Origin of the sequence: Corynebacterium sp. MSK006 (genome assembly GCF_030232385.1) — a bacterium.
Taxonomy (GTDB): domain Bacteria; phylum Actinomycetota; class Actinomycetes; order Mycobacteriales; family Mycobacteriaceae; genus Corynebacterium; species Corynebacterium frankenforstense_A.
The window spans coordinates 13,549-28,659 of the sequence record NZ_JASPJZ010000002.1; the positions used below are offsets into that span (position 1 = coordinate 13,549).

Below are 15,111 nucleotides of genomic sequence, written 5' to 3' on the forward strand. Positions count from 1 at the left end.
CTTCCCCACACACCCCACCCCCTCACGTGCCGCGGGGTGGCCGACGGTGGTTGCATGGGCCCATGACCGTATCCCTGCGCCGCCTGACGGCTCCCGAGTTCCATCTGCTCACCCCCGAACTCGTGGACATCTACATCGACGCGATGGGCTACGACCCCGCCATCCGCTCCGGCCGCATCGCCGTGTGGCGCCAGGAGTGCCGCCTGGCGGGCTTCACCAGCGTCATCGCCACCGAGCGCACCGACCGCGGCGAGTTCATCACCGGCCTGGCCTACGGCTTCTCCGGCACCCCGCAGGTGTGGTGGCACCACCAGGTGATGCGGGGCCTGAAGCCCCGCGGCCTGGAGGACCTGGGCCGCGACTACTTCGAGCTCGCGGAGATCCACGTCGACCCGCGCCGCCAGTCCCGCGGCACCGGCCGCGGGCTGCTGCGCGAGCTGGTGTGGAACCAGCCGCACCCGCACGTGCTGCTGTCCACCCCGGAGGTCGAGAACGAGACCAACGCCGCCTTCCACCTCTATCGCTCGGCCGGTTTCAGCGACGTACTGCGCGACTTCCGCTTCGACGGCGACTCGCGCCGCTTCGCCGTGCTGGGGGCTCCGCTGCCCCTGCCGGGTCACCCGGTAAGTTTGGGGGCGGACCACACCCGCCACTGACGCCCCGCGTGGCAGCTCCCCCGGGAAAGGACGGCAGCTGACAGCCATGACGACACCGGACGCCCGCACTCTCCGGCCCGCCGAGGTACCCGCCGCGGTCACGGAGGTCCTGCGCGGGTACATCTCCGCCCGCACCCCCGACGCCGCGAAGGTCGGCGAGCCGGTCGCCCGCGCCGTCGGGCACCTGAGCCGCTTCGTCCTCGACGGCGGCAAGCGCGTGCGCCCCCTCTACGGCTGGGTCGGCTTCACCGCCGCCGACGGCCTCGCCGGCGACGAGGACCCGCAGGCCGTGCTCCGCGCCGTGAGCTCGCTGGAGTTCATCCAGGCCTGCGCGCTCATCCACGACGACATCATCGACGCCTCGGACACCCGCCGCGGCGCGCCCACCGTGCATCGCGCCGTCGAGCGCCGCCACCACGACGGCGACTGGCTCGGCGACGCCGGCCACTTCGGTGAATCCGCCGCGATCCTGACCGGCGACCTCGCCCTGGTGTGGGCCGAGGACATGCTGCAGGACTCCGGGCTTTCCGACGCCGCGCTGCGTCGCGTGCGCGAGCCCTGGCGCGCCATGCGCACCGAGGTCATCGGCGGCCAGCTGCTCGACATCGCCCTCGAGGCGCTGGGCAGCGAGGACCCCGCCGACGCCGACGCCGTCAACCGCTTCAAGACGGCCGCCTACACCATCGAGCGCCCCCTGCACCTGGGTGCCGCGCTCGCCGGGGCGAACGAAGGGACCGTCGGCAAGCTGCGCGGCTACGGCCGCGACGTCGGGGTGGCCTTCCAGCTGCGCGACGACCTGCTCGGCGTCTTCGGCGACCCGGAGGTCACCGGCAAGCCCGCCGGCGACGACATCCGCGAGGGCAAGCGCACCGTGCTGCTGGCCCTGGCGCTGGCCAGCGCCGACGCCTCCGACCCCGAGGCCGCCGCCCGGCTGCGCGCCGGCGTCGGCTCGGCCGACCCCGAGGTCATCGCCCGGGTCACCGACGCGATCGCCGCGACGGGCGCGCGCGAGCAGGTCGAGGAGCGCATCAGCGCGCTGCTCGAGTCTGGCCTCGCCCACCTCGAGGGCCTCCCCGACGAGACCCGCGACGTGCTCTCCGACCTGGCGGTGCGCGCCACCGCCCGCCACCGGTGAGCGCCTCGCCGGTGGGCGTCCCGGCGCGCTTCGGAGCCCTCCTGGACCGCCTGCCCTCGCCGCTGGTCCTCGGCACGGTGGCCACCGTGCTGATCGCCACGTCCTCGTTCGGGGCCGGCGCCATCCGCAACCGCGGCGGGGTGCTCGACGCCCTAGGCCTCAACGTGCTCGCCTACGGCCACGCAGCCGGGGTGTGCGGCTCGATCCTGTGGCTGGGCATCTTCCTGCTCGTCGCCGCCTGGATCCTCGCGGGGCGGCGCACCGTCTTCGCCGCAGGCGCCGCCACGGACGTGGCCGGCGGTGACGCACGGGACGTCGGCAATCTCACCCGCACGTTCCTGGGACCGCTCGCCGACGACCGCCGCCTGGGTGCGGTGGTGCGCGGCACCACCGCGTGGACCCTGCCGCTGCTGCTGGCCGCGCCGATCCTCTCGCGCGACGTCTACTCGTACCTGATGCAGGGCGCGATGCTGCGCGACGGCTTCGACCCCTACACGCAGGGCGCGGCCGCCAACCCCGGCCCGATGCTGCTCGAGGTCTCGCACGACTGGCGCAACACCACCACCCCCTACGGGCCGCTGCACCTGTGGCTCGGCGAGGGCATCACGCGCCTGGTCGGCGACCACGTTACCGCCGGTGTGGTGCTCTACAAGCTGGTGTCGGTGGCCGGCATAGCCGCGATCCTGTGGGCCGTGCCGCGCATCGCCGCCCGGCTGGGCGCCGACCCCGCGCTGGCGACCTGGCTGGGCGTGGCCAACCCGGTGCTGGTGCTGCACATGGTCGGCGGCATGCACAACGAGTCGCTGATGGTCGGGCTGGTCAGCCTGGGCCTCGTCGCGGCGCTCGACCGGCGGTTCGTGGCCGGCGTGGCGATCATCGCCGTGGCCGTCTCACTGAAGGCGACCGCGGCGATCGCGCTGCCCTTCGTCGTCTGGTTGGCCACCCGGCACCTGGGCACGCGGCTGACCCGGCGCGCTGACGGCGCTGCCAGCACCGACGCCGCCGACCTGCCGCTCTCGGCGATCCCGCGCGGCCGCGTCTTCGCCGCCTTCCTCGGCGCCGGCGCGGCCTGCACCGCCGGCACCGTCGCGGTGATCTCGCTGGTGACCTGGGCCTCGGGCGCGTCCTGGGGTTGGCTCGCCGAGATCTCCGGCAACTCGAAGGTGATCAACCCGCTGAGCCTGCCGTCGCTTCTGGCGGGCCTGGTCACCGACAGCGTGCGCGTGCTCGACGACTCGTTCACCTTCAACGAGCCGCTCGGCGTCTTCCGCACGATCGGCAGCGTGCTCATGCTGCTCGGCCTGGTCGTGGTCTGGTGGCTCTTCCGCGAGAACGACCGGCAGGCCGTGCGCGGCATCGCCGTGGCCTACGCGGTGGCCTTCGTCTTCAACGCGGTCTCGCTGCCCTGGTACTACGCCAGCCTGCTCACCCTCGTCGCGGTCACCCCGGTGCCGCGCGCCCTGGTGCAGTGGACGGCCGGGGCCTCGGTGGTCCTCGCCGTCGCCTTCACCGGCTCGGGCAACCACCAGCTCTACAACGTGGCGTTCATGGCGATCGCCGCGCTGTGCGCCTGGGTGGCCGTGGGCGCACTCGCGGTGCCGGACCGCTCCCCCGTCAACGCCGCGCCGACGCGCGGCGTCGGAAAGCGAAGCCCCGCCCGGCCCGGGGCCGAAAAAGCCGGCGCCGGGAGAACCGACGCCGGCGCACGCTAAGCCGGGACTGGGCCGGGACTAGAACGCCATCGCCTGGGCGCGGCGCATGACCTCGCGGGCCTTGTGCCCGTGCAGGGCGTCGACGGGGCGCCCGGGCAGGGTGTCGTCCCCGGTGAAGAGGTGACGCAGGATGGCCTCGTCGTCGTAGCCGCCGTCGGAGAGCAGCGCAATGACGCCGGGCACGAACTTGTTGACGCGCCTGGCGTCGAAGAAGGCCTCGGGCACGGCGGTCGCGCCGTCGGCGCGCACGGCGATGATCTTGTGCTCCTTGAGCAGGTCGATGACCCTGGTGACCGGCACGTCGAGGCGCTCGGCGGCCTCCTCGAGGAGGAGCAGCGGCTCGTCGGCGGGCAGGGCGTCACGGGAGGTTGTCTGGATACTCACGGCACCGATTCTAAGCTGTGCGCCCGCCGCGCGGCCCGCCTCCGGTGTTTGCCGCGGCGCCGCCGTCCCCCATACTGGTAGCCATGAGTCATCTCGAGATCGGCGACATGCTCGAGGGGCGGTACCGCATCGACCACCCCATCGCGCGCGGCGGCATGTCCACCGTCTACCGCTGCGTGGACATGCGTCTCGCGCGCGCGGTCGCCGTGAAGGTGATGGACGACCGCTACGTCGACGACCCCGTCTTCCGCCACCGCTTCCGCCGCGAGGCCCGCGCGATGGCGCAGCTGACGCACCCCAACCTCGTCGGCGTCTACGACTTCGGCTCTGACGGCGACGTGATCTTCCTGGTCATGGAGCTGATCACGGGAGGCACTCTGCGCGAGCTGCTCGCCGAGCGCGGGCCGATGCCGCCGCACGCGGCCGCCGCGGTGATGCGCGCGGTGCTCACGGGGCTCGCGGCCGCGCACGCGGCGGACATGATCCACCGCGACCTCAAGCCGGACAACGTGCTCATCGGCGCGGACCACTCGGTCAAGCTCGCCGACTTCGGCCTGGTGCGCGCCGCGAGCGTGGCCACCGGGCGCACCGACAAGATCGTCGGCACGGCCGCTTACCTCTCGCCCGAGCAGGTGCGCGGCGACGAGCTGACGCCGGCCAGCGACGTCTACTCCGCCGGCGTGATGCTCTTCGAGCTGCTCACGGGCACCACCCCGTTCAACGGGGAGACGGCCCTCGAGCACGCCTACGCGCGCCTCGACGACGACGTGCCCGCCCCGTCGAGCCGCATCAGCGGCGTGCCGGGGCTCTTCGACGAGCTCGTCGCCGGGGCCACCGTGCGCGATCCCGAGCAGCGATTCCGGGACGCCTCCGAGTTCCTGGACGCGCTTGACGACGTCGCGCGGGAGCTGTTGCTGCCGACCTTCCGCGTGCCCGTGCCGCACGACGCCGCCGCGCACCGCGCGGCGGCGGTGCCCACGGACACCACCGGGCTGGCCGGGGTGCTGGCGCCGACCGGTGTGCTCAGCTTCCGCGGCCCGGACCGTCGGGACCCGGACGCCGACGACACGACGCTGCTGCCCGCCGAGGGCGAGGGCGAGGGCGACGAAGGCGGCGACGGGCCCGACGGCTACGGGACCGATGACTACGCCGACGGCTACGGGGCCGACGACCACCCCGGGGAGTGGCGGGACCCGCGCGAGACGCGGTGGGGCGGCCCCGGCGCGCCCGACGGTCCGGTGGGCCCCGGGCCGGGCGGGTACGGCACCGCGCTGCTGCCGGCGGCCGACGGCGACGGGCTCTTCGGTGACGCCGGCTACGGCACCGCAGGCTACCCCGCGGCCGGCCCGGACGGCTACGACGGCACCTACGACGACCGCTCCCCGGACCGCTACGACGACCGCCCCGCCGACTACGACGACTACGACGGCGCGCCGCCGGACGAGGAGGGCCGGGCGACGCGCGCGGAGAAGCCGCTGTCGAACCGCTCGCCGTGGCGACTGGCGGCCTGGCTGACCGTGGTCGCGGTGATCCTCGCGGCCGTCGCCGTGGGCGGCTGGTGGCTGGGCTCGGGCCGCTACGGGGAGATCCCGCAGGTCATCGGGCTGGACCGCTCGAGCGCGGTCGCCCAGGTGGAGGAGGCCGGCTTCTCCGCGGTCACCCGCGAGGTCTACGACGACGACATCCCGGTCGATTTTTCCACGGGCACCGAGCCGGACTTCCCCGACCGCCAGGTCCGCGGCCGGGAGGTCACCGTGCTCGTCTCCCAGGGCCGACCCACCGTGCCCGAGATCCAGGAGGGCGCGAACCCGGCGCGCTACCAACAGCTGCTCTCCGAGCGCACGCTGAACTGGGAGTACGGCGAGGAGGTCCACTCCGACGACGTCGCCGAGGGCGACCTGGCCAAAACCGAGCCGGCCGCCGGCAACGCCGTGCCGGTCGGCTCGATGGTCACGCTTCACCTGAGCAAGGGGCCCGCCCCGGTGGAGGTCCCGCACGTGGCGGGCATGTCCACGCAGCAGGCCACCGAGGTGCTCGAGGGCGCGGGCCTGAAGGTCTCCGGCACGGTGGAGAAGTTCGACGCCGAGACCCCGGCCGGCCACGTGATCACCACCGACCCGCCGACGGGCACCGCCACCACGCGCGGGTCCTCGGTGCAGCTGACGGTCTCCAACGCCGTGGAGGTTCCGGACGTCGTCGGCGAGAAGATCGACGCGGCGCGCACGAAGCTAGCCGACGCAGGCCTGACCGTCGAGGTCAAGCGCGACGACTCGCGCACCGCGGACAGCGCCGACGAGGTGCTGGCGGTCTCTCCCGCGGCCGGCGAGCTCGTCGACCCCGCCGACCCGCGGGTCACCGTCACACTGCCGGGCAAGGTGAAGGTGCCGCGCGTGGTGGGCAAGAAGGCCGCCGACGCCCGCGAGACCATCGAGGAGGCCGGGCTGAAGCCCTCGCCGGCCACCGGCGACGGGCGCGTCTACCGCCAGTCGCCGCGCGCGGGCGGCACGGCCTCCCCCGACGACACGGTCAAGCTCTCCACCACGGGCGATTAGCCGCCGCCGGGCCGGTCCCGCCACAGGCCGCACGCCCGGCACGCCCCAGCTCCTCCGCCGGCCCCGGCGCCGGCGATGCAGGCGCCCGGGGTGCCCCAGGCACCCCGGACACGACTACGCCGGCGGTGCACGCACACGCGCGCACCGCCGGCGTCGTCAATCACGGCCCCACGCACCGCGCGGGGCCGGGCGCACCTAGCGGCGCAGCATCTCGGCGACCAGGAAGGCCAGCTCGAGGGACTGCTGGGTGTTCAGGCGCGGGTCGACGGCGGACTCGTAGCGGCCCGGCAGGTCGACGTCGGTGATGTCCTCGGCGCCGCCGAGGCACTCGGTGACGTCCTCGCCGGTCAGCTCGATGTGCAGGCCGCCCGGGTGGGTGCCCAGGCTGCGGTGCACCTCGAAGAAGCCCTGCGCCTCGTCGAGGATCTTGTCGAAGTGGCGGGTCTTGTAGCCGTTGGAGGCGGTGAAGGTGTTGCCGTGCATCGGGTCGCACTGCCAGACGACCTTGTGCCCGGACTCCTCGACGGCCTTGACGATGCCCGGCAGGACCTCGCGGACCTTGTCGTAGCCCATGCGCGAGACGAAGGTCAGGCGACCGGGCTCGTAGTTCGGGTCGATGCGGTCGGCGTAGGCGACGGCCTCCTCCGGGGTGATCGTCGGGCCGATCTTCAGGCCGACCGGGTTGGCGATCAGGGCGGCGAAGTTGATGTGGAAGTCGTCGAGGCCGCGGGTGCGCTCGCCGATCCACAGCTGGTGGGCGGAGAGGTCCCACAGGCGCAGGCGGCCGTCCTCGTCCTCGTGCAGGCGCAGCATGGCGCGCTCGTAGTCGGCCAGCAGCGCCTCGTGCGAGCAGAAGACCTCCGCGGTGCGCAGCGAGGAGTCGTCGACCTGGCAGGCCTGCATGAAGCGCAGGCCGCGCTCGATCTCCTTGGCCAGCGCCTCGTAGCGCGCGCCGGCCGAGGACTTTGCGACGAACTGGCGGTTCCACTCGGTGACCCGGTAGAGGTCCGCGGTGCCCGAGGCGGTCAGGGCGCGCACGAGGTTCATCGCCGCACCGGCGTTGGCGTAGGCGCGCACCATGCGGGCCGGGTCGTGGCGGCGGGCCTCCTCGGTGGGGGCCACGCCGTTGACGATGTCGCCGCGGTAGTTGAGCAGCCCGTTGGCGTCGTGGTCCGAGGAGCGCGGCTTGGCGTACTGGCCGGCGATGCGGGCGACCTTGATGACCGGGGTCGAGGCGCCGTAGGTCAGCACGACGGCCATCTGCAGCAGCGTCTTGATGTTGGCGCGGATGTGCGGCTCGGTATTCGACTCGAAGGTCTCGGCGCAGTCACCGCCCTGCAGCAGGAAGGCCTTGCCGTTGGCGACGTCGGCCAGCTGCTTCTTCAGGCCGTAGACCTCGGGGGCGACCACCACGGGCGGCACCGACTCGAGGATCTTGCGCACCTGGTCGGCGTCGCGCCGGTCCCAGTTCGGCTGCTGGTGGGCCTCACGGGAGATGACGTCCTCCCACGCCTCCCTGATGCCGTCCGGCAACGGCGGCAGATCCGGCAGGGCTTCTTTGGGGATGTCTACAGTCCAGCTCACGCGATTCATTAAAGCATGTTGGCCCCGAAAGGAATCAACCGCGTCACCCGGCGCCGCCTCCGCGCAGCACGCGGTTGTCCTCGCCGAGGGGCAGCGCGGCCACGCAGCGGCGGAACTTCACCAGGTTGAACCGGGCGTCGACCAGGGCGTCGTGGGTGCCGCGCGGCGGATCGGGCAGGCCGGGCCGGCCGGCCATCTCCCAGAGCTGCTTGAGCTCGCGGGTGTAGCGCGGCATCGAGCGCGGCAGCCCGGACATGTCGCCCCACAGCTGGGCGAGCACGACGTGGTCGTAGGCGCCGACCCAGGCCCACAGCTCGGGGTGCAGCCGCTCGCGGCGCGGCACGCCCTCCCCGCCGGTGAGGAACTCCGTCAGGTCGCTGCGGATGCGGGCGCGCGGGCGCCAGGCGCGGTCCTCGGGCGGGGGCAGCTGCGGCAGCACGTGCTCGCGCACCCACGGGTTGGCCCGGGACGGGTCGAACTCGGTGGAGACGGCGTAGAACTCGCGGCCGTCCTCGGCGACCACACCGATGGAGACCAGCTCGATGACCCGACCGTCCTCCAGGAACTCGGTGTCGTAGAAGTACCGCAACGGCCTGCCCGCTTCCTTTACTCGTCGTCCGTGTCTCGTCTCGGCGGTTCGGCCGCCCGCCCACCTCGCTGCGGGGCCGGAGACGGTGGCCGTGCTCACAGTCTAGCGGCCACGTCCCACCGCGTGGACGACCAGGCGCGCGCCGGTCACACCTGGGGCGGGCCGGGGCGTCGTCAGACGTGGCCGGGCACCCTATACTCACCCGGGTGAGCACCGTTCCCGTCCCCGAGCCCACCGCACGCCGCGACCGCCCGATCTCCGGGCCGCCGCGCGGCCTGCTGACCTTCGGCGCGGTCGCCGCCGTGGTCGTCGCGGTCTACTGGATGATCGACATGCGCGCGCTGCGCGGCGGCGAGGGACTGATGTGGCGCAGGCTCGTGGACTTCGGCGTCTACCGCGGCGGCGGCGACGCCTACGCGGAGGGCCTGCCGATCTACTCGATGGGCTTCGAGACCCAGGGCATCGAGCTGCCCTTCACCTATCCCCCGCTGGCGGCCGCGCTCTTCGCCCCGCTGCGGCTGCTGCCGCTCGGCCTCGGCGGCGCGTTGCTCAACCTCGCGAGCGCCGTGGTGCTGTGGGTGGTCATCGCGCTGTTCCTGCGTTCCGCCACCCCGCTTGACGACGTCGCGTCGCGCCGCTGGGCGCTGGTTGCCGCGCCCGTCTGCGCGTTCCTGGAGCCCGCCTCGCAGACCTTCGACTTCGGCCAGGTCAACATCCTGCTCATGGGGCTCGTCGCCTACGACGCCCTGGGCCGCGGGCGCGTGCCGCGCGGGATGCTCGCCGGCCTGGCCGCCGCGGTGAAGCTGACCCCGGCCGTCTTCGGCCTGTACTTCCTGCTGCGCCGCGACTGGGCCGGCGCGGCGCGCATGGTGGCCACCGCCGTGGCGCTCACCCTCCTCTCGGCCCTGCCGGACGTCGCGGTGTGGAAGGAGTACTGGTTCTCCGCGCTCGGCTCCCCGGAGCGCATCGGCGGACTGGCGTACTCGACCAACCAGTCGGCCACCGGCATGATCGTGCGCCTGACCGGCGACCGGCAGACCGGGGTGTGGCTGGTGGCCGTGGCGACCACCATCGCCGCGGTCACCGTCGCCGGTATCCTGCTCGCCCGCCGGGCCCGGGGCGCGGCGGCGCTCGGCGCGGCGGCCACGACCGGGGCCGGTGCCGGGGTCCCTGAGGCCGGTGCCGCCGAGGCCGCGAAGCGCGCGCGGCCGCGCGGGGCGGCCGCCGGCACGCTCGTGCTTGTCTCGCTGATCGCGCTGGTCTGCTCGCCGGTCTCCTGGTCGCACCACTGGGTGTGGCTGATCCCCGCCGCGCTGGTCACCGCGCTCTCCGGCACCCTTACCGGACGGATCTGGGCCGGGCTGGCCGTTGTCGCGATGGCCGTGCAGCCGCACACCTGGCTGCCGCGCGGCAGCGACGTCGAGCTGGCCTGGTCCGCCTGGCAGCACCTGGCCGGCTCCAGCTACCTGCTGCTGGCCGTCGCCCTGATCGTGCTCGCACTTCTCAGCCCGCGCGTGCTGCTGTGGCCGCAGGCCGCGGGCGCCCCGGCGCCCGCCACGCGCCAGGAGTGAGGGAAACGCCCGCGGTGGGTGCCGCGGGCGTCGTCAGTTGGGGGGGGTTCAGTGCCTGCGGGCGCGCTCGCCGGGGACGGGGACGAACATCGCGGCGATGATGAGGACCACCGCGACCGAGCCGACGAGCTCCTTGTGGAACTCGAGGGCGGCGAGGATGACGTAGGCCAGCGTGAAGGCGACGACGAGGGCCAGCCTGACGATGACGATCTTCTTGGCCTTGTCAGTCATGGTGTCGCCTCCCGGTGGGCTGTCCGATTCGCTGTGCGCCCTCGGCTCGCGGGGCGCTGTGGTGCACCCGGGCGAGGATACGCTGCCGCAGCGGCTCGATGGGCGGCGGCTTGAGCGACCAGCCGATCACCGGCACCCGGGCCAGCGCCCAGAGGACGAAGGAGCCGAGCGCGGCAGCCAGCATGCCGATGACCAACCACACGCCGGTACGGGTGGCGAACCCGCCGCTGCCGGTGCCGATCTCCATGCCGTCGGTGGCCAGGAACATCGGGGTGAAGATCAGCGTCAGCGCGATCGGGTGGCCCAGGTAGATCGGCAGGGTGTGGCGGCCGACGAACTGCAGGAAGCCCGAGACGAACGGGACCTTCGACAGTGCGAGCGCGCCGAGGACGGCGGCCGGGAGCATGAGCATCTGGCCGACGGCGCGCACGACGATCCACATCTCGTCGGGGCGGATGACCGCGCCCGGCCACAGCGGCCAGGCCACCGGGTCGAGGCCGAAGTCGGCGACCAGGCGCCACAGCGCGTAGACGGCGAAGCCGGCGATGTAGAGCGCGACCGAGGCGACGACCTTGACCGGGGCGACCGGCTCGGTGGCGAACTGGCGGATGGCCAGGCTGAAGTGGACGCCGACCATGAACACTGGCAGGAACATGATCGCCTGGGCCACCGCCGTGAACTCCTGGTTGAGCGGCAGGATCAGCAGCGGGGTCAGCGTCAGGGCGAGCGCGGCCCACCGCGGCAGACGGCGGGTGGCCCACAGGAAGACGTTGAAGGCGATCAGGGCCCAGAGGAACCAGTACATGTTCTCGCTGGAGACGACCGCCGCGATATAGGTGCCGGGCCCGGGCATCTCCTGGTCGAAGAGGAGCTCCCACTGGTGGCGCTTGAGCGACATCTCCACCGGCGTCCACAGCACGTAGGGCACGATGAAGAACCAGAGGCGGCGGCAGAAGAGCTCGCTGAAGGTCATCTGCATGACCTTCGCGGAGAACAGGCCGCTGACGAGGAAGAACAGGCACATCCGCAGCGGGTCGAGGACGTGGTTGACGCCCGCGATCGCGGTCTCCATGCCGTTGGGGACCTCGAGGCAGACGTGCAGGACGACCACGCCGATGATCGACAGGCCCTTAGCCACGTCCGGCCAGGCCAGGCGCACTTTCTTACGCTCGGGAGCCACGGCGGAGAGCCCGGTGGCGGGCCGGGACGCGTGGATCATGGGGCTCCCTCGAGGTGGCTGTGCTGGACCTGTCGCGGCGGATTCGGTGCCGCGCGTGGGGCACAGGATAGCCGCAGGAACCCTTGCAGGGAAAATGGCTCGGCGGCCCCGGGGCATGCGGGCCGGTTTATCCGGCTCCGCGAACGCCCTGGTTGACGGGGTGCCGGGGCGCGTGCGGGGCCCGGCGGGGGCCGCCCCCGCGGTGGAGTGCGGAGTGCTGCCCACCGCTTGGCGGCGCGGGCCACCTGTGCCCTAGTCGGCGCCCTTCTCGGAGGACTTCTCCGCGGCCTTCTCGGCGGCTTTCTCTGCGTCCTTGACGGCGTGTTCGCCGTTCTTCGGGTAGTGGCCGGGGCGGCGGGCGGCCGGGTCGCCCTTCGGCTCGGTGCTGGCCGGGTAGCCCTTGCCGGCCTCGAGCGAGGCGCGCACCTCGGAGGCGTAGGCGTCGACGTACTCGTAGCCGGTGATCTTGGAGAGCGTGTGCATGACGTAGTCGGTCAGCGCGCGGGCGGTCTCGTGGTCGGCCGGGTCCATGCGGCGGTTGCGCGCCCAGGCCAGCGGGTCGATGCCGGCGCCGACGATCGCGCGGACCTTGTGCGGCCGCGGGAAGGTGGTGCCGATCGGGTTGGCCTTGCGGGTGTCGACCATGCCGACCGGGATGATGGTCTCGCCGGTGGACAGGGCGATGCGCGCCATGCCGGTGTGGCCCTTGTAGATGCGGCCGTCGGGCGAGCGGGTGCCCTCCGGGTAGATACAGAACAAGTCGCCGCGGTCGAAGACCTTCTGGGCCGCCGCGGCCATAGTCTCGCCGGCGCCCTTGGCCTGGCGGTCGACGGGGACCTGGCCGACGGTGGTGAAGAACCAGCGCTTGATCGCGCCCTTGATCCCCTTGCCGGTGAAGTACTCCTTCTTGGCCGGGTGGGTCAGCTGGCGGTCGCACAGCAGCGGGAAGTAGAAGGAGTCCATGACCGCCTGGTGCGAGGAGGCCAGAATCGCGGAGCCCTCCTCCGGGATGTTCTGCCCGTTTTCCAGGACCGGACGGTTCCACACCCGCAGGAACGGCCCCATCAGGATGTGCTTGAACGTCCAGTACCACTTGTTATGCATAGCTCTCCCTCGTTGCCCCGCGCCGGCGCGGGGGTTTCGGCGGTCGGAGTGCACGCGTTGCGCTCCTTGAGGTCACGTGCCCGCGCTGCCCCGTGCTTCTGCGACACGGCCACGTTGGCCACATGGTCGCACGAACCAGGTCACGCTCGCGCGGCGCGACGCGCCAGATCGGACACACCGATCATACCCGCGTCGGCGCCCAGCTCCGCGACTGCCACGCGCGCGGTGGGCCGGTAGCCGGTGCCCACCACCCCGGACTCGAAGGTCTCGATCGCCTCGGGCAGGTAGAGGTCGGCGTCGCGGGAGACCCCGCCGCCGAGCAGGATCAGCTCCGGGTCGAAGAGGTCGCCGATCACGGAGAGGCCCTGGCCGAACCAGTCGGAGAAGTCGTCGACGACGGCCTTGCCGGCCGGGTCCCCGGCACGGGCGGCGGCCATGACCTGCTCGCCGGTCACGGCCGAGGGGTCGCGGCGGACGTGCTCGGCCAGCTTGGAGCCGTGGAAGCGGTGCGAGTGGACGATCTCGACGGCACTGACGACGAGCGCGGTGCCCGAGCAGTAGCGCTCCAGGCAGCCGAGCTTGCCGCAGGGGCAGCGCCGCCCGCCCGGCACCACGGTCAGGTGGCCGAGCTCCGGGGCGGTGCCGTAGGCGCCGCGGAAGATCTCGCCGTCGTGCATCTGGGCGGTGCCGATGCCGGTGCCCACAGCGAAGAGCACCCAGTCGCGCACGCCCGTCGCGGCGCCGAAGCGGTACTCGCCCCAGGCCGCGGAGTTCGCGTCGTGCTCGAGCCGCACCGGCAGCCCCAGGCGGTCGGCCAAGGTGCGGCGCACCGGCGCGTCGCGCCACGGCAGGTGCGGGGCGAAGCGGACGGTCTCGCACTCGGCGTCGAGGAAGCCGGCGACGGCCACGCCGACGGCCTCGATGCGGTTGCGCGCGGAGAGCTCGCCGACGAGCCGGACGATACCGTCCTCGAGGCCCGTGGCGGTACCCGAGGAGGCCATGGCCGCGGAGTCGACGATGTGGCCCTCGGCGTCGACGACGGCGGCACGCAGGTTGGTGCCCCCGATGTCGAAGCCGACGGTGAGGCCCGAAAGGGCCTGGGCGTCGGTGCGCGGGCTCGCGATCATGTGCGGCTGGACCTTTCCGGTCGGGTCAGGGTTTCGGTTCGCCTCAGGACCCCGCAGCTGCGGGGTCGCGTTCGGTCAAAGTGGAAATTATAGGCCAGGGCCCTCCCCCAGCCCCAACGCGCGACGCAGACGGAGGTCCATCTCACCGCGGCTCCAGGCGCCCTCTGCGTGGGCGCGGCCGGCCCGGCCCATCCGCGCGCGGCGCTCCGGGTCCGAGAGCAGCCCGACGAGCGCCTCCTCGATGGCCGGCAGGTCGCAGCCGTCGACGACGACGCCGGTCTCCGGGGTGACGGTCTCTGGCGCGCCGCCCGAGCGCCCGGCGAGCACGGGCACGCCGCTGGACTGCGCCTCGAGGTAGACGATGCCGAGCCCCTCGACGTCGAGGCCGCCGAAGCGGGTGCGCGCGGGCATGGCGGCCACGTCCGCGGCGGCGAGCAGGGCGCGCATGCGGTCGAAGTCGAGCGGGCCGGTCAACTCCACGCCTTCCCCGGCACGGCGGGCGAGGATGCGTAGGGTGGACTCGTAGCGGCCGCGGCCGACGACCAGCAGGCGGGCGCCGGGCACCTTGCCGCGCACGGCCGGCCAGGCGCGGATCAGCTGGTCCTGGCCCTTGCGCGGCACCAGGCGGGAGATGACCACCACCAACGGCGCGTCCGCGCCGACGCCGAAGGAGGCGCGCACGTCGGCCCGCGCGGCGTCGTCAATCGGGCGGAAGAGGTCAGTGTCCACGCCGGAGGGCAGGTGGACGAGTTCGGTTCCGCTCAGCAGGCGCGCGAGGCGACGGAGGGTGTAGTCGGAGATGTAGGTGACGACGTCGGCGCGGCGGAAGATGCGGCGCAGCAGCCGGCGCGCGCCCGGCAGCATGGACCAGCCGACCTCGTGGCCGTGGGTGGTGGCGACGATGCGCCGCGCGCCGGCGCGACGGGCGGCGTCGGCGAGCAGACCCAGGGGCGCGGCGGCACCGAACCAGACGGTCTCGGCGCCCTCCTCGACGATCACGCGGGCCATTTCGCGCGCTGTGGCCGGGGTGGGCAGCATGACGCGGCGCGGCCAGCGGTGCACGCGGTAGCCGACGGCGGCGTCGTGGGCGCGGGCGGCCTCGGCGTCCTGGGTGGAGGCGAAGACGGCGATCTCGTCGGCGCCGAGGTGCTCGACGAAGTCACGCAGGTAGGACTGGATGCCGCCGACGGTCGGCGGGAAGTCGTTGGTGACCAGCAGGACCTTGGACATGCAGTCTGTGCGAGCCT

General features: G+C 73.1%; 13 protein-coding genes. 5 read left to right on the forward strand and 8 right to left on the reverse strand.

The window, feature by feature from the left end; genetic code table 11:
• Positions 1 to 62 precede the first annotated feature (62 nt).
• Genes QQA02_RS01470 through QQA02_RS01480 form a run of 3 tightly spaced genes read left to right on the forward strand, consistent with a single transcriptional unit; the run spans position 63 to position 3,503 of the window.
• A complete protein-coding gene (locus tag QQA02_RS01470) occupies positions 63 to 656 on the forward strand; it encodes a GNAT family N-acetyltransferase (RefSeq protein ID WP_284863065.1) in 594 nt (197 codons plus the stop codon).
• 46 nt (positions 657 to 702) lie between these two features.
• The gene (locus QQA02_RS01475) at positions 703 to 1,791 is read left to right on the forward strand and encodes a polyprenyl synthetase family protein (protein ID WP_284773095.1); all 1,089 of its coding nucleotides are present in this window, start codon (positions 703 to 705) and stop codon (positions 1,789 to 1,791) included.
• Positions 1,788 to 3,503, forward strand: a complete 1,716-nt coding sequence (locus tag QQA02_RS01480) for an alpha-(1->6)-mannopyranosyltransferase A (RefSeq protein WP_284863066.1) — start codon at positions 1,788 to 1,790, stop codon at positions 3,501 to 3,503. The genes QQA02_RS01475 and QQA02_RS01480 overlap by 4 nt, the downstream gene beginning before the upstream one ends.
• 18 nt (positions 3,504 to 3,521) lie before the next feature.
• Here QQA02_RS01480 and QQA02_RS01485 read toward each other — a convergent pair whose 3' ends face one another.
• A complete protein-coding gene (locus QQA02_RS01485; RefSeq protein ID WP_284863067.1) occupies positions 3,522 to 3,887 on the reverse strand; it encodes an Rv2175c family DNA-binding protein in 366 nt (121 codons plus the stop codon).
• 83 nt (positions 3,888 to 3,970) lie between these two features.
• Here QQA02_RS01485 and QQA02_RS01490 point away from each other — a divergent pair, with 83 nt between their 5' ends.
• Positions 3,971 to 6,439 (forward strand): protein kinase domain-containing protein, encoded by a 2,469-nt coding sequence (locus QQA02_RS01490; protein ID WP_284863068.1) that lies wholly within the window; start codon positions 3,971 to 3,973, stop codon positions 6,437 to 6,439.
• Positions 6,440 to 6,634: 195 nt separating this feature from the next.
• On the opposite strand, the gene QQA02_RS01495 is transcribed toward QQA02_RS01490, so the two are convergent.
• Both QQA02_RS01495 and QQA02_RS01500 read right to left on the reverse strand, forming a co-directional pair.
• The gene (locus QQA02_RS01495) at positions 6,635 to 8,023 is read right to left on the reverse strand and encodes a class II 3-deoxy-7-phosphoheptulonate synthase (RefSeq protein ID WP_284773088.1); all 1,389 of its coding nucleotides are present in this window, start codon (positions 8,021 to 8,023) and stop codon (positions 6,635 to 6,637) included.
• A gap of 43 nt (positions 8,024 to 8,066) precedes the next feature.
• The gene (locus tag QQA02_RS01500; RefSeq protein ID WP_284773087.1) at positions 8,067 to 8,612 is read right to left on the reverse strand and encodes a polyadenylate-specific 3'-exoribonuclease AS; all 546 of its coding nucleotides are present in this window, start codon (positions 8,610 to 8,612) and stop codon (positions 8,067 to 8,069) included.
• A gap of 206 nt (positions 8,613 to 8,818) precedes the next feature.
• On the opposite strand from QQA02_RS01500, the gene QQA02_RS01505 reads away from it, so the two are divergent.
• Complete coding sequence (locus QQA02_RS01505; protein WP_284863069.1) at positions 8,819 to 10,183, forward strand: glycosyltransferase 87 family protein; 1,365 nt, start codon at positions 8,819 to 8,821, stop codon at positions 10,181 to 10,183.
• Between the two features lie 48 nt (positions 10,184 to 10,231).
• Here QQA02_RS01505 and QQA02_RS01510 read toward each other — a convergent pair whose 3' ends face one another.
• The 5 genes from QQA02_RS01510 to QQA02_RS01530 form a co-directional block, all read right to left on the reverse strand.
• Complete coding sequence (locus tag QQA02_RS01510) at positions 10,232 to 10,414, reverse strand: hypothetical protein (RefSeq protein ID WP_284773085.1); 183 nt, start codon at positions 10,412 to 10,414, stop codon at positions 10,232 to 10,234.
• Entirely contained in the window at positions 10,407 to 11,633 is a 1,227-nt protein-coding gene (locus tag QQA02_RS01515; protein WP_284773084.1) for an acyltransferase family protein, read from the reverse strand. The genes QQA02_RS01510 and QQA02_RS01515 overlap by 8 nt, the downstream gene beginning before the upstream one ends.
• A gap of 252 nt (positions 11,634 to 11,885) precedes the next feature.
• Entirely contained in the window at positions 11,886 to 12,737 is an 852-nt protein-coding gene (locus QQA02_RS01520) for a lysophospholipid acyltransferase family protein (RefSeq protein ID WP_284773083.1), read from the reverse strand.
• Positions 12,738 to 12,877: 140 nt separating this feature from the next.
• Positions 12,878 to 13,864 (reverse strand): ROK family protein, encoded by a 987-nt coding sequence (locus tag QQA02_RS01525; protein WP_284773081.1) that lies wholly within the window; start codon positions 13,862 to 13,864, stop codon positions 12,878 to 12,880.
• 87 nt (positions 13,865 to 13,951) lie between these two features.
• The gene (locus tag QQA02_RS01530; protein ID WP_284773080.1) at positions 13,952 to 15,094 is read right to left on the reverse strand and encodes a glycosyltransferase family 4 protein; all 1,143 of its coding nucleotides are present in this window, start codon (positions 15,092 to 15,094) and stop codon (positions 13,952 to 13,954) included.
• Between the last annotated feature and the right edge of the window lie 17 nt (positions 15,095 to 15,111).

Coding starts and splice junctions, on each gene's coding strand:
- QQA02_RS01515 (WP_284773084.1), bottom strand. CDS start 11,633: ATGATCCACGCGTCCCGGCCCGCCACCGGGCTCTCCGCCGTGGCTCCC.
- QQA02_RS01530 (WP_284773080.1), bottom strand. CDS start 15,094: ATGTCCAAGGTCCTGCTGGTCACCAACGACTTCCCGCCGACCGTCGGC.
- QQA02_RS01475 (WP_284773095.1), top strand. CDS start 703: ATGACGACACCGGACGCCCGCACTCTCCGGCCCGCCGAGGTACCCGCC.
- QQA02_RS01470 (WP_284863065.1), top strand. CDS start 63: ATGACCGTATCCCTGCGCCGCCTGACGGCTCCCGAGTTCCATCTGCTC.
- QQA02_RS01520 (WP_284773083.1), bottom strand. CDS start 12,737: ATGCATAACAAGTGGTACTGGACGTTCAAGCACATCCTGATGGGGCCG.
- QQA02_RS01490 (WP_284863068.1), top strand. CDS start 3,971: ATGAGTCATCTCGAGATCGGCGACATGCTCGAGGGGCGGTACCGCATC.
- QQA02_RS01510 (WP_284773085.1), bottom strand. CDS start 10,414: ATGACTGACAAGGCCAAGAAGATCGTCATCGTCAGGCTGGCCCTCGTC.
- QQA02_RS01525 (WP_284773081.1), bottom strand. CDS start 13,864: ATGATCGCGAGCCCGCGCACCGACGCCCAGGCCCTTTCGGGCCTCACC.